The organism is Microcoleus sp. LEGE 07076 (genome assembly GCF_015207455.1).
GTDB lineage: Bacteria > Cyanobacteriota > Cyanobacteriia > Cyanobacteriales > Microcoleaceae > Microcoleus.
In genome coordinates, this window is record NZ_JADEWV010000067.1 from 16,372 (window position 1) to 29,090 (window position 12,719).

Genomic DNA, 12,719 nt, shown 5'->3' on the forward strand with positions numbered 1-12,719 from the left:
TCATGTTTGAGTGCAACCGGAATTGATATAACATCTGCGAAGATCCACTTTTAAACGCAAATGTGTTACAAATTTAAAAGGTAATCTGTCTAGTTCATCTGTTTTAAACCTGTTACAAGAAAATTAAATGACTGCAACCGTAAATGTTACTGATAACCCGTTACTAATTGGCAAAGGATTGCCGACCTTTGACGCGATCGCACCACAACACGTAGTCCCCGCCATCAGACAAGTTCTGACCGAACTAGAAGCCTCGCTAGCTGCCTTAGAAGCCTCTGTGGAGCCGACTTGGATCGGCTTAGTAGAACCCTTGCAGCGGCTCGGGGAGCGTTTAAATTGGAGCTGGAGCATTGTCGGACATTTGATGGGCGTGAAAAATAGCCCGGAATTGCGCGAGGCTCACGAAACAGTGCAGCCGGAAGTAATCAAATTTTGGAGCAAAGTCAGTCAAAGCAAACCGCTTTACGAAGCTTTTAAAGCGCTGCGGGCCAGCGAAAATTGGGACAGCTTAGAGTCAGCTCAACAGCGAATTGTCGAAGCCGCTCTCCGAGATGCTCAACTTTCCGGCGTGGGTTTAGAAGGCGAGCAAAAAGAGCGTTTTAATGCCATTCAATTAGAATTGGCAGAAATTACTACCCAATTTTCCAATCACGTCCTCGACGCTACCAAAGCTTTCAGCATCACCCTGACAAACAAAGACGAAATTGACGGTTTACCGCCGAGTTTGTTGAGTTTAGCAGCTCAAGCCGCTCGCAGCGCGGGTGCTGAAAATGCGGATGCCGAAAACGGCCCTTGGCGGATTACTTTAGACTTTCCTAGTTACGGCCCTTTCATGCAGCACAGCACCCGCGGCGATTTGCGCGAAAAGTTGTACAAAGCTTTTGTCGGGAGAGCGAGCAGTGGAGAGTTGAATAACTGGCCTTTGACCGATCGCATTTTAGCACTGCGCCAGGAAAAAGCAGCTTTGCTCGGCTTTAGCAGTTATGCCGAATTGAGCTTAGCTAGCAAAATGGCTCCCAACGTGGAAGCAGTCGAAGCTTTGTTAGAAGAATTGCGCTTAGCTAGTTATGATGCTGCTGTCAAAGATTTAGCGGAATTAAAGGCTTTTGCTGCTGAAAAAGGAGCGCCGGAAGCTGGGGATTTGAAGCACTGGGATATTGGTTTTTGGTCGGAACGGCGGCGGGAAGAAAAGTTTGCTTTTAGTGCCGAAGAATTGCGTCCTTATTTTGCTTTACCACAAGTATTGGATGGGTTATTTGGATTAGTAAAGCGGCTGTTCGGCGTGACAGTAACGGCGGCGGACGGTCAAGCTCCTGTGTGGCACAAAGATGTCCGCTATTTCCAAATAGATGACGAAGCCGGAAATGCGATCGCCAATTTCTATCTAGACCCCTACAGCCGCCCGGAAGAAAAGCGCGGCGGTGCTTGGATGGACGAGTGCGTGGTGCGCGCTAAATTTGTGGAAGCTGGAAAGACAACTACGCGGTTGCCGGTGGCTTATTTGGTGTGCAACCAAAGTCCTCCGGTTGACGGTAAACCGAGTTTGATGACTTTTTTGGAAGTCGAAACTTTGTTTCACGAATTCGGTCACGGTTTGCAGCATATGCTGACAACGGTAGACTATCCGGGGGCTTCTGGAATCAATAATGTTGAGTGGGATGCAGTGGAATTGCCCAGTCAATTTATGGAGAATTGGTGTTACCACCGCGCGACTTTGTTCGGGATGGCAAAGCATTACGAAACTGGGGAAATTTTGCCGGAACACTATTACCAAAAACTGCTAGCAGCGCGCCATTATATGAGCGGCAGCGTCATGCTGAGGCAAGTACATTTTAGCAGTGTCGATCTCGAATTGCACCACCGCTACCAGTCGGGCGGCAGCGAAACTGTGGCCGATGTCCGCAACCGCATCGCTAAAACTACGAGTGTTTTACCTCCTCTGAAAGAAGACGCTTTTTTGTGCGCTTTCGGACACATTTTTGCGGGCGGCTACGCGGCGGGCTATTACAGTTACAAATGGGCGGAAGTTCTCAGCGCGGATGCTTTTGCGGCGTTTGAGGAAGCGGGTTTGGAAGATGAAAGCGCGATCGCATCTACAGGCAAGCATTTCCGAGATACAGTGTTAGGATTGGGCGGCAGTTTGCACCCGATGGAAGTGTTTAAAACTTTTCGGGGGCGCGAACCGAGCACTAAAGCTTTGTTGAGACACAGCGGTTTAGTTGCGGCTTAATCATTTGTGTAAAAACCGGGATTAATGCGGGTGAATGTATCTGGATTAATCCCGGTTTTTTTGATGAATTAAAAGGTTTGTAGTGAGGACTTTAGTTGTGATACTTTATGAGGACTAAAGTCCTCACTACAAACCAAATGGCGCTGGTTTGGATTGTTTTTAACAGCACTCAGATTACTATAAAAATGCTTTTATAAATCTATGTCTGTCCGGTTAGACAACTACAACAGCTCTTGCTACTTCCGCTTCCGAGTATGTTTCTAAATTCCTAATGTTTCTGTGGAAAATTGGGGAGAAAGTGCGATCGCCAGCAAGCTGTATATTGGGTTTAGATCTCCTCAAAGCAGCATCAGTGTTATTACTGTCAGTATAAGCAATTTGCGAGTATTTGCTGTCATTTTTATCAGTGATTATACTTAACTTCTGCTCTCCCCTGAAATTCACTTTATATTTCGCAACATTTACAGGCTTTTGTCTCGATACAGCTAATGCTGTTATTAGCAACTGAAAATCGAGGAGTTTACTAAATCTTTAATATAGAGCGGCAATTGCGGTAGTTTTTTAAATTTTTGATAAAGACTGCTGGCCCGGCATCAAAAAATAGAAAAAAAATGCAGGTAAAAACTCAAAAAATTAGTTATGAATAATTTTAAACTTGTCATAAAAAATCTTTGTATATATGATAATAAGTAAGGATGGATAGTTACTGGTTCACCCATAAATTAAGATTTTCATGGATATTCAATTAATTAATATCGGTTTTGGTAACATTGTGTCGGCTAACCGAGTTATTGCCATTGTCAGTCCCGAGTCAGCGCCAATTAAGCGTATAATTACTGATGCGCGGGAGCGGGGACAACTGATTGATGCTACCTACGGCCGTCGCACGAGGGCGGTCATTATTACAGATTCTAGCCACGTCATCCTGTCAGCGATTCAGCCGGAAACGGTGGCGAATCGTTTTGCGATCGGCAAAGAAGGTCAAGGTCGGGATGATTGAGGTTTGTTAGTTGCAATTTGAACACTTACAGTATAGAGTAAGCGGAAACTTAAATTGTTACAAGTTTCTCTTCTAAAAATGAAGTTCGGTAAATTAATTGTTTTGACGGGGCCTAGCGGTGTGGGGAAAGGCACCTTAGTACGATCGCTCCTCAACCGCCATCGGGAATTGCATCTTTCGGTATCGGTGACAACTCGCGAACCCCGTGAGGGAGAAGTTGAGGGAAAACACTACTATTTTGTCAGCCGCAGCGGTTTTGAGCAAATGGTTGAGGCTGGCGAGTTGGCGGAATGGGCTGAGTTTGCGGGTAATTTTTACGGTACTCCTTATTTTGCTCTCAAACAAGGAATCGGCGAGGGAAAATGGGTAATCCTGGAAATTGAACTCGAAGGAGCAAGGCAAATTAGAGATAAGTTTCCGAAGGCTTTGCGACTTTTTATTTTACCTCCGTCTTGGGAAGAATTGGAACGGAGATTGCGGGGTCGGGGTCAAGATTCTGAAAGTGCGATCGCCCGTCGATTGCTGCGGGCACAAGAGGAGATTGAAGCTGCGGGGGAATTTGATTTTCAAGTTGTCAACGATGATTTGGAAGTTGCTCTGAAAAAGCTAGAATCAATACTTAATTTGGTTGAAGTTTCGGGTAACTAAGAGTTAATAACTAATGACTAATGACTAATAACTAATAACTAATAACTAATGACTGACAACTAATGACTGATTACCCATTTTTGGGTGCGATCTAAAACTTCGGTACTTTTTTTGATAGCAACACAAACTTTTAAATTCACTTCCAGAATCTGCAACGAAGGCGAAAACTTTCTGAGGGGTTCTATTTCGCGAGCAGAACAGCCCAACATTTCCATGTAAGCTAGCGTCCACCCAATAGCTGCAATATCGCTGACATTCCCAGAGCCGGCGCACAAGTTACAATCTGGTTCGCCATCGGAGCCACACTCGGGACAAACCCAATTGATTAGTTGTAAATTGGGCAGATTTGTGCGGGATGCTGATGCAATTGTCAGTGCTTTAATGTGGTTTTGAACTACTTGTTGAAAACCTTGCTTTTGATTTCGGCGGTGGTCGGGATTGTTGGACGATCGCCCGATCGCAATTCCTGGATGTGGTGGCGAAGCCAGAGATGCTCTTTGGTTCGGTATTTTGACTCCTGATTCCCCCAGATTCGCCGTTAGCTGAATACCGCAGTATTTCGACTCTTGGGGGTCTGAGTCTTTGATGGCACTGGAAGAATCGGATTCTGTGCGATCGGCTTGTGGTTGCATCGAAAGGTGATGTTCGATCGCCAAAGACCAAGTTCTTTTATGCCGGAGGTCGCCATATTTTCTGGCTTCGGCATCAGTAATGCCGATCGCCGCAGCCTCTTGGCGCAGCACATTCATCGAAGTCATGACATCTGATATCATTAGTTTGTTTGCTGTTAATTTACCTTCGCCGGTAGAGAAGCCCTCGCAGAGGATAGACCTACAAATAAATACCTTAGATATAGTAGCCTAAATCTCAAATATCAAATCTAAAATCTACAATTGTTTAATGAATTCAATTTTCCCTGACACAACGTTATCGGTGGGCGGACTAACATCATACCTGCAAGAGTTGCTGGAGGGCGATCGCAACCTGCGCTCGGTTTGGCTCACAGGCGAGGTATCGAACGTTTCCCAGCACGCCAGCGGCTGCTTTTTCACTTTGTGCGACACCGACAAAACTGCTGCGATTCGCTGCGTGGTCTGGAATTCTCAGCGGCAAAAATTGCTGCAAATGCCAGTAAAAGGGGAACAGTTGCTGGTTTTGGGAAGCATCCGGGTGTACAAAAATCGGGGCGAGTACCAGTTGACTATTGTACAGTCGCTACCGGCTGGGGAAGGATTGCAGGCTTTGCGGTTGCAGCAATTGCGATCGCGCTTGGAAGCTGAGGGTTTCTTCGATCCGGCCAGAAAGCGCCCGATTCCGGCACACCCGCAGATTGTCGCCGTTGTGGCTTCCGATAGCAGCGCAGCTTGGGGGGACATTCAGCGGACTCTAACTCAAAGATATCCGGGTTTGCGGGTGTTGCTGTCGCCGACAGGGGTGCAGGGAGAATCGGCTGCTGCGGAAATTGTTAAGGCGATCGCGCGGGTAGAATTGGACGGTAGGGCGGATGTGATAATTTTAGGGCGGGGCGGCGGTTCTGCGGAGGATTTGGCTTGTTTTAATGACGAAAGAGTCGTCAGGGCGATCGCCAATTGCACAATCCCAATTATTACAGGAATTGGCCACGAAAGAGACGAATCGCTGGCAGATTTAGTAGCAGATAAACGAGCGCACACTCCGACGGCGGCGGCTACTCAAGTTGTACCAAATTTGGCAGATATTTACTGGGAACACAGGCAGAGAATGCTGAATTTAGCAAGTGTTTTGCGGGCAAGATTTCAGCAGGAAGAACAGCATTTGCAACAGTTACAAAACCGATTAAAACGTTTGCCTGCGACATCGCGAACTTTGCGGCAAGCAACTGGTAAACTGGAGGTATTGCAAGAAAAGTTAGCGGCGCTAAATCCGGCGGCGGTTTTGGAAAGGGGTTATGCGGCGGTAATCCAAGGTGACGGTACGATTGTTCGCCAAACTGAGGGTTTGGAATTGGGCGAGGAGTTGACGGTGAGGTTGAGCCGGGGCGTGCTGAAGGTTAAAATTGTGGAAGTTTTGGATGCTGAATAAATATTATGGTTAAGTCGAAGTTGCGTCAGTCTGGCTGGAATTATGAGGAAACGGTCGATCGAATTGAAGCGATTGTCGATCGGGTGGAGTCGGGAGAATTGCCTCTAGAGGAGGTTTTTGAGCAGTTTGCGGTGGCTGTGGAGTGTTTGCAGCAGTGCGAAGGTTTTTTGGCGCGGGGGAAGGAACAGATGGATTTGTCGATCGAGCTTTTGGCCGGCGAACCAGACTTTTAAGCGCAGGCGAACGCCGATAAATGTTAGTCGAAATAGCGCGTTTTGCCCAAACTCCTACCAAAACTTATAGCAGTTATCAAAAAGTTTTCAACAGTTTTTTTAGGGGCGGGTTTAGCCAGATTCCTGCTAGAACTCAAAACATTAAACAACCCGCCCTGAATACTGTTGCACAAATGCAAGAGAATCGGTATTAGATGCCCGAAAGCTTACAATTTGTCGATCGCCCTTTTTGCCTTATCTGTCAGATTTTTCACCCCATCTTTCATATCTTCTGCTGCGTGGCGGGCGGCCGATTCTGCTTGTTTTGCCTTGCCTTCAGCTTGGTCTTTCTTGTTACCCGTAATGTTCCCTAAAATTTCTTGAGCTTTGCCTTCTACATTTTTGCCGATCGCCTTTGCTCTGTCTTCTACACTCATAATCAGCTCCGGTGAGTAGTTTAACGTTTGTACTACCTTAACATTAACTCAACTCCAATTCCTCGATAGCTTCATATTAATTTATGTTGGTTGTGATTTTTATTTGTTTTCAGTAGACTTCTTATCAAATATTTTCTTGATACAGAAACCGCAGATGATGGCAGATGCACACAGATGAACGCAGATATTTTTTCTGATTTTTTTCGACTTTTGCACGATACCTAGTAGTAGGGTGCGTCAGAATGAGTTGATTATTTCGATTTACTCGCTATCTAAACTGAGGTACACACCCTACAGTTATACTAAAATTATTGTGGGGTGGGCTTCTAGCCCGCCCAAAAAGTTACAAACTATTTCAAACTCGCCGCAGCAACCTTAATCGGTTCCAGCAATTCTAATGGCAAATGCAGCATATTCAATTGGGTACTTTCAATCCCTTTCCTTTCATTTCTTTCTGGATCTGGGCCGTGATAATCGCTGCCACCAGTTACCAGTAAACCGTATTCGAGACAGATTTTTTTTAACTTTTCTACTTGGCTGGAACTGTGGCTGGGATGGTATACTTCTACTCCCATTAAACCAGCATCTACTAATTCTTTTAAGACTTCCTCAACCGCGCCGCCACGAAATAAATAAGGGTGCGCCCACACTGGTACTGCGCCACAACTCTTTAGTAAATCAATGCCTTCGGCGATCGAGAATTTCTCATAATGCACGTAGGCGGGGCCGTCGTCTCCCAGCCAGCGATCGAAGGCTTCCCGCGCTGATTTGGCGTGACCGGCTTTTACAAGCGCAGAGGCAATGTGAGGCCTTCCCGGTGCCATTCCTGGCGATGTTTTGGGCAGTTCGATCGGGTATCCCATTGCTGCTAATTTATCTACCATTTCTTGCGATCGCCGAAACCGTCCTTCTATGCGATCGTTCAACGGAACGCGCAACTTATGGCGATCGGGATAAAAACCTAAAATGTGCAGCGATCTGCCGTTGTGCACCGTACTGAGTTCCAATCCAGGCACTATTTCGATACCGTGCAAACTAGCGGCGGCCGAGGCTTCATCCCAACCCGACATCGTATCGTGATCCGTGACGGCCAAGGCGCGAACCCCCGAAGACGCGGCCGCGGCTACGAGTTCGGCTGGGGTGAGAGTGCCGTCGGAATAAGTTGTGTGGCAGTGGAGTTCTAGCATTTTTTTATGGTAAGTTAAAGTCTGTAATATCAATTCCGGTTGCACCGTCAGGTGATTGTTGGCTGCTGACTGTTGGCTGTTAACTGTTGACTTGATTTTATGATTCCGATGCAACCGGAAACGATCTAAAATCTGCAATTATTCCCATCAGTCACGCCAGATATATTGTCACAGCATTTTAGCTTTTAGATTGGGAATGAGTCGTGCGATAATGGTTGGCAGATTGTTTGCATGACTTGCTATTTTTTCCAAAAAGATTCACAGCAATCAACAAGTTTTTTAATAATTTAAATCTGTTAGCTCTCAAAAGTTTTCCTGTCTTCACCTTGTACCTTTCTATTTTTTGAAAAAATACGGCCTGGGCATCCCGATCGCCTTTTCAGTTAAACTTATTATATGCAAAAAAGCTCAGCTATTTCTTGATTTCTCGCATGGGGTGAATCACACCTTCAGGCAATTTTGAAGGAACCGGGGATATTTCAATACTTTGGATGTTGTGAACTGGGATAACTACAAGTTTATCTGCTAATTCGAGAATTATCGGATCTGCCGTCAACATTTTGTGCAGGCGAGTGCCTAAATTTGCTTGCTCTCCTACTCTTACCTCTGGCGGAATGAACTCGAAGTGTTGCTGTTTGCCGTTGGTATAGTGGATTGTCAGATTGATAATTCTTTCTTGGTTGGTTGGTTGCATAATTTTTTCCCAAACAGTCGATCGGGACTTGGCAAAATTAACAATAAATCCAAACTGGCGATCGCACCACTGTTGAAAAGCTGGTTGAAAAGCTGGTTGGAAAGCTTTTAACAAAACCGGGCTATCGGTACGAAAATCTGGTTGCTGCTAATTTTACCACAAAAACTCTACTGAAACTCGCCAACTTACCCAGTATACAATTGTCGCGCACTCTGCGCTTCACAAGCTGCCAAGAGTGCGCCAGCAATATTCGGTCGGGCGATCGGGCTTTTTGCTGTGCCAGTTAGCAAATTGGCTGAATTCAGCCTCTGCCGCGACTCGACTCAAAGCACTCTCAAGTTATACAGCAGGCACACTCCAGGGCTTTGGGAGTCAAAGTTTTCTCTTGTCACAAATGTGGAGGTTGACATAGCGGCATTCTGCTGTCACTGCCGCTGAGCAATTTTTTATAAATTAAGAACATAACATTCAGGTACAGCGTATGACATCCACACTTTGCTTTCCCGAAACTTCTGTTCAATCTCAGGCAGTTACTGTTGATAATAGCGCTATTGAATCTTGTATAGTTGCAGCTTGGATTGACTTAGTAGGAGGAGACTTTAACAGCTTGGCAGGAGATGATTGGCTTGGTTTGTGCGGGGACATTGACGACGGCGAAATTTACCGGGAATGGTTTTTGTGGCAAGACAGCGAAGTGACTCAAGAGTGGGAAGCTTACGATCCCATTACTAATTATCGAGTTGTGGCATCTAGCCGAGAAATGATGATTTCTCAAATCGACGAAATAGAAGATGCTAGAAAAAATTAGTCGCTCGGGAGAATGTTAAATCTTAATTTTCTTTACTAACAATTCTGCCAACAAACCCGGTTTCTCCCAACTTCATTAAAGAAACCGGATTTTTCCAACCAAAACTCTAGGTTTGGGTTGAGATCCACGAACCCAACCTAATAATTTATGTCGCTACTGATTTTTGTTTTTCTCGTTCTAATTTGCGCTGCTTCAAGGCGGCAAGATTTTGTTTGATAGTGTCGATCGCACTTCCATTCCCCTGCTGTTGGTACAATTCGCTGGCACGGATCAAATCTGCCACAGCTTCATCATCCGAGCGCAAATTCGCCAAAACCAAGCCGCGATTGTGGTAAGCTTCCGCCAAAGTTGAAACCTGTTGTAGCGCATTGGTAAATTTATCTTTAGCTTGGCGAAAATTTCCCGACTGATAAGCCTGAATTCCTTGCTGGAAATAAACCGAAGCTTTGCTACCGCCATCAGTAGCTGGAAATTGTGGCGAGTTAAAAACTGCTTCTTTAAACAGTACAGAAATGCTGCCCTTGCCGAAATAAGCCCAAGTCATTGTTCCCAAACCAACCCCCAGCACCAGGGCAACAATCACAGACAGAGCAATAAAATTGGTAAGTTCCATAGAGCAATATTTGTTGTATTAGAATATGATAAGTTAATTTCTCACTTCTGGAACAATGGCGACGCAAATTTACCTCAACTGGAAATGGTTTTTCGGATCGCTAGCTTTAGTATTGTCGATCGGCGCGGGGAATGCAACTGCAAGTTTTGACACAACCACCAACGCCCAAACTCAAGCAGGCTGGCAATTGTTGCAGCGAGGAGAGACAGGGTTGGTAGTAGCAATGCGGCACGCGATCGCCCCAGGCACCGGCGATCCTGCTAACTTTAAGTTGGGCGACTGTTCAACCCAGCGCAATTTATCAGCACAGGGAAGAACCCAAGCCAAGCAAATTGGAGTCAAATTTCGCAACCGCAACATCAAAGTTTCCAGAGTTTTATCAAGTCAGTGGTGTAGATGTTTGGAAACAGCAAAACTGATAAATGTAGGTAAAGTCGAACCGTTTCCGGCGCTGAACTCGTTTTTTAGCAACAGCAGCAAAGAACCGGGACAAACAGCGACCATCCGCAAATTAATTCTTGACAACCGCAACACAAAAGGCGCGATTATCCTGGTAACTCATCAAGTCAATATTACAGCAATTACAGATATTATTCCCCAAAGCGGCGAAGCTGTGATTCTCAAAAGCGACGGACAAGGTAAGATTAAAATAGTCGGACGAATTGGAGGATTTTAAATACAAATGAAAGTTATAATATAGCAATCCTAAATAATTCACAAAATTTGTATGGTAGTGCCCCGTGCCTACCCTCGATCGCGGCTATATTACCAATAACCCATTACCCCATTACCAATTTATATGAGTTTTCAGTACAGCGCAGCCCTAGTAACTTTAGCGGACATTGACAATGAAGTTCTAGTGAAATTTTATACAAAATTTCTCGACATAGAACCCAACCCTTACATTCCCAATACTTATGCTGAATTTCAACTCCCCGGCCTAAGACTCGGCATATTCAAACCCAAAGATTCCCACAAAGTGGAATTTGCCAATCGAGGAAAAACAGGGATGAGTTTGTGTTTGGAAGTCAGCGACATCGAAACTGCGATCGCCCGAATTTGGGCATTAGGTTATCCGCCAGCCGGAGAAATCATCAAAGCTTCTCACGGTTTAGAAATCTATGCCTTCGATCCCGCCGGCAACCGCATAATTTTACATCAATCCTATGATAATTTAGAATAATCGCTAATCATGGGTAAACTCTAGATATTCTCTTCTCTTCTCTTCCTTTGCGTCTAAGCGCTTCGCGCAGGCTACGCCAACGCGGTTCGTTCAAAAAAAACATCTTGTTCGCAACCCGCTTTCGCAAGCACATTGTCAAACCTGCCTCAACTATCTAATCAATTCAGCAAAACTATAAAAACTGATAATTAATAACAACAATGCTGTCAGATGAGTCAACTGAAATCGAGGTCGTGGGTCGATGTATTCCCTCACCAAAATTGAAAAAGACGAACCAATTATATAACTCAAAGACAGCGTTAAATACTGCCACTGCAAAGTTATACTCCACAGCCCCAGCAAAATCATCGCCAAAGTCAACATCACCAACTCAACAAACCGAGGCGGATTGTGCTGAGTAGACAGAATCAAAGTGTCCAACCAATATTGCCAAGGTCTCATGTTTTAGCGATCGAACTTTTGGATTTAGCCTTCTAGCTTAACTCACAACCGCCACTCAATCTGTCGCTGCAAACACTCCAAAGCCTCCGCCGTCTCCACCTGCGGAAACTGCGCGTAAAAGCGACTGACACTGTAAAAAGGGTTAGGAGTCTCCAAAATAATCGACTTATCGCCTATTTCGGCCAAAAATCCCATCAAATCATCCGGGGCGACGGGCGCGCAAATCCACACAGCCGCCGGTTGCTGAGACTGCAAAGCCACAGCCGCCACAGCCACCGTCATCCCCGTAGCAATGCCATCGTCCACCAAAATAACCAAAGCCCCAGCCGCGCTGACATTTGGTCGTCCTGAAGCCAAATCTCCCAGCAGAGATTGAGCGCTATTTTCAGCCTGCTGGAGTGCAGATTTTTGCCAGTGTAAATTTGGCTGTTTTTGCTTTTGCCAGAGAACATGACCGTCAGCCGTTGCAGCCCCGATCGCCAATTCTAAATTATCTGGGCGAGTAATTTTCTTAGCAACAACCACATCCAAAGGACAGCCCAAGCGGCGCGCCACCGGCACAGCAACCGGCAAACCCCCGCGCGGCAAGGCATAAACAATCGGTTTAACAGCATCTGGCGCGGTTAAATTAAACTTGCCGAGCTCGTTTTCAACAGCCTCGGCCAGTTTTTCCCCTGCATCGGCGCGGTCTTCAAAAAACGGGTTAGACAACATATTTCTGCCTGTACGAGCTCAACCAAAAAATTGGATATTGTGCCAGTGTTAATTGGAAAAAAGTACGCGCCTGCGTAGCTATCCCGTAGGGAATCAACAGCATCGCATACAAGCTTTTAGCCAATCTCAAATCACCCAACCCGATCTAAACTATAAACTCTAGACTCAAAAAAATCTCTCTAATTGTAAAATTTATGTCCAGCGACTTGCAACTGAACCTTTTTGACAGCAATCAAAGTGCTAGCTTCCAAACAGACTCAATACCAGCAAATGCCAAAATTCCCATTCCTGCCGGCACTTATCAAAATATGGAACAAATCGGCGAGCACTGCAACCGCTGTCACCGCTGCGAATTGGGCAACACCCGCACTCACGCCGTCATCGGGCGCGGCAATCCTCAAGCCTCTATTTTGATTGTGGGAGAAGCCCCCGGACAAAACGAAGACGAAACCGGATTGCCCTTCGTCGGGCGATCGGGCAAACTGTTAGAT

16 protein-coding genes are annotated in these 12,719 nt (G+C 45.7%); 9 read left to right on the forward strand and 7 right to left on the reverse strand.

Annotation, left to right across the window (positions count from 1 at the left end; translation table 11 throughout):
• The first annotated feature begins 127 nt into the window (after positions 1–127).
• The 3 genes from IQ270_RS13470 (at position 128) to gmk (ending at position 3,878) form a co-directional block, all read left to right on the forward strand.
• Entirely contained in the window at positions 128–2,230 is a 2,103-nt protein-coding gene (locus tag IQ270_RS13470) for a M3 family metallopeptidase (RefSeq protein ID WP_193973699.1), read from the forward strand.
• A gap of 733 nt (positions 2,231–2,963) precedes the next feature.
• Positions 2,964–3,230, forward strand: coding sequence for an extracellular matrix/biofilm regulator RemA (remA, locus tag IQ270_RS13475; RefSeq protein ID WP_193973700.1), 267 nt, complete (start codon positions 2,964–2,966; stop codon positions 3,228–3,230).
• A 78-nt stretch (positions 3,231–3,308) separates the two neighbouring features.
• Positions 3,309–3,878 carry a guanylate kinase gene (gmk, locus tag IQ270_RS13480; protein ID WP_193973701.1) on the forward strand — a complete coding sequence of 190 codons (570 nt, stop codon included), beginning with the start codon at positions 3,309–3,311 and terminating at the stop codon, positions 3,876–3,878.
• Between the two features lie 59 nt (positions 3,879–3,937).
• Here the strand turns inward: gmk and IQ270_RS13485 are convergent, their stop codons facing one another.
• Entirely contained in the window at positions 3,938–4,651 is a 714-nt protein-coding gene (locus IQ270_RS13485; RefSeq protein WP_228056332.1) for a hypothetical protein, read from the reverse strand.
• Between the two features lie 127 nt (positions 4,652–4,778).
• On the opposite strand from IQ270_RS13485, the gene xseA reads away from it, so the two are divergent.
• Both xseA and xseB read left to right on the forward strand, forming a co-directional pair.
• On the forward strand, positions 4,779–5,939 hold the full coding sequence (xseA, locus tag IQ270_RS13490) for an exodeoxyribonuclease VII large subunit (RefSeq protein ID WP_193973702.1): 1,161 nt from the start codon (positions 4,779–4,781) through the stop codon (positions 5,937–5,939).
• 5 nt (positions 5,940–5,944) lie between these two features.
• Positions 5,945–6,172 carry an exodeoxyribonuclease VII small subunit gene (xseB, locus tag IQ270_RS13495; RefSeq protein ID WP_193973703.1) on the forward strand — a complete coding sequence of 76 codons (228 nt, stop codon included), beginning with the start codon at positions 5,945–5,947 and terminating at the stop codon, positions 6,170–6,172.
• 206 nt (positions 6,173–6,378) lie between these two features.
• Here the strand turns inward: xseB and IQ270_RS13500 are convergent, their stop codons facing one another.
• From IQ270_RS13500 to IQ270_RS13510, 3 genes are all read right to left on the reverse strand, one after another.
• A complete protein-coding gene (locus tag IQ270_RS13500) occupies positions 6,379–6,588 on the reverse strand; it encodes a CsbD family protein (RefSeq protein WP_193973704.1) in 210 nt (69 codons plus the stop codon).
• Between the two features lie 350 nt (positions 6,589–6,938).
• Positions 6,939–7,913 (reverse strand): PHP domain-containing protein, encoded by a 975-nt coding sequence (locus tag IQ270_RS13505; protein WP_339384153.1) that lies wholly within the window; start codon positions 7,911–7,913, stop codon positions 6,939–6,941.
• Between the two features lie 274 nt (positions 7,914–8,187).
• On the reverse strand, positions 8,188–8,583 hold the full coding sequence (locus IQ270_RS13510) for a hypothetical protein (RefSeq protein WP_228056333.1): 396 nt from the start codon (positions 8,581–8,583) through the stop codon (positions 8,188–8,190).
• A 367-nt stretch (positions 8,584–8,950) separates the two neighbouring features.
• On the opposite strand from IQ270_RS13510, the gene IQ270_RS13515 reads away from it, so the two are divergent.
• Positions 8,951–9,277 (forward strand): hypothetical protein, encoded by a 327-nt coding sequence (locus IQ270_RS13515; protein ID WP_193973705.1) that lies wholly within the window; start codon positions 8,951–8,953, stop codon positions 9,275–9,277.
• 145 nt (positions 9,278–9,422) lie between these two features.
• Here the strand turns inward: IQ270_RS13515 and IQ270_RS13520 are convergent, their stop codons facing one another.
• Entirely contained in the window at positions 9,423–9,890 is a 468-nt protein-coding gene (locus IQ270_RS13520) for a hypothetical protein (RefSeq protein WP_193973706.1), read from the reverse strand.
• 55 nt (positions 9,891–9,945) lie between these two features.
• On the opposite strand from IQ270_RS13520, the gene IQ270_RS13525 reads away from it, so the two are divergent.
• Positions 9,946–10,566, forward strand: coding sequence for a histidine phosphatase family protein (locus IQ270_RS13525; protein ID WP_193973707.1), 621 nt, complete (start codon positions 9,946–9,948; stop codon positions 10,564–10,566).
• A 123-nt stretch (positions 10,567–10,689) separates the two neighbouring features.
• The gene (locus IQ270_RS13530) at positions 10,690–11,073 is read left to right on the forward strand and encodes a VOC family protein (RefSeq protein WP_193973708.1); all 384 of its coding nucleotides are present in this window, start codon (positions 10,690–10,692) and stop codon (positions 11,071–11,073) included.
• 150 nt (positions 11,074–11,223) lie between these two features.
• Here IQ270_RS13530 and IQ270_RS13535 read toward each other — a convergent pair whose 3' ends face one another.
• The gene (locus IQ270_RS13535; RefSeq protein WP_193973709.1) at positions 11,224–11,514 is read right to left on the reverse strand and encodes a hypothetical protein; all 291 of its coding nucleotides are present in this window, start codon (positions 11,512–11,514) and stop codon (positions 11,224–11,226) included.
• Positions 11,515–11,556: 42 nt separating this feature from the next.
• On the reverse strand, positions 11,557–12,228 hold the full coding sequence (locus tag IQ270_RS13540; protein ID WP_193973710.1) for a phosphoribosyltransferase: 672 nt from the start codon (positions 12,226–12,228) through the stop codon (positions 11,557–11,559).
• Positions 12,229–12,422: 194 nt separating this feature from the next.
• Between IQ270_RS13540 and IQ270_RS13545 the strand changes: the two genes are divergently transcribed.
• The coding region (locus IQ270_RS13545; RefSeq protein WP_305076211.1) for a uracil-DNA glycosylase family protein at positions 12,423–12,719 on the forward strand (297 nt) is incomplete at its 3' end.

Excerpts from the sequence above, each read along its gene's own strand:
- IQ270_RS13470 (WP_193973699.1), top strand. The coding sequence starts at position 128 with ATGACTGCAACCGTAAATGTTACTGATAACCCGTTACTAATTGGCAAA.
- remA (WP_193973700.1), top strand. The coding sequence starts at position 2,964 with ATGGATATTCAATTAATTAATATCGGTTTTGGTAACATTGTGTCGGCT.
- gmk (WP_193973701.1), top strand. The coding sequence starts at position 3,309 with ATGAAGTTCGGTAAATTAATTGTTTTGACGGGGCCTAGCGGTGTGGGG.
- IQ270_RS13485 (WP_228056332.1), bottom strand. The coding sequence starts at position 4,651 with ATGATATCAGATGTCATGACTTCGATGAATGTGCTGCGCCAAGAGGCT.
- xseA (WP_193973702.1), top strand. The coding sequence starts at position 4,779 with ATGAATTCAATTTTCCCTGACACAACGTTATCGGTGGGCGGACTAACA.
- xseB (WP_193973703.1), top strand. The coding sequence starts at position 5,945 with ATGGTTAAGTCGAAGTTGCGTCAGTCTGGCTGGAATTATGAGGAAACG.
- IQ270_RS13500 (WP_193973704.1), bottom strand. The coding sequence starts at position 6,588 with ATGAGTGTAGAAGACAGAGCAAAGGCGATCGGCAAAAATGTAGAAGGC.
- IQ270_RS13515 (WP_193973705.1), top strand. The coding sequence starts at position 8,951 with ATGACATCCACACTTTGCTTTCCCGAAACTTCTGTTCAATCTCAGGCA.
- IQ270_RS13520 (WP_193973706.1), bottom strand. The coding sequence starts at position 9,890 with ATGGAACTTACCAATTTTATTGCTCTGTCTGTGATTGTTGCCCTGGTG.
- IQ270_RS13525 (WP_193973707.1), top strand. The coding sequence starts at position 9,946 with ATGGCGACGCAAATTTACCTCAACTGGAAATGGTTTTTCGGATCGCTA.
- IQ270_RS13530 (WP_193973708.1), top strand. The coding sequence starts at position 10,690 with ATGAGTTTTCAGTACAGCGCAGCCCTAGTAACTTTAGCGGACATTGAC.
- IQ270_RS13535 (WP_193973709.1), bottom strand. The coding sequence starts at position 11,514 with ATGAGACCTTGGCAATATTGGTTGGACACTTTGATTCTGTCTACTCAG.
- IQ270_RS13540 (WP_193973710.1), bottom strand. The coding sequence starts at position 12,228 with ATGTTGTCTAACCCGTTTTTTGAAGACCGCGCCGATGCAGGGGAAAAA.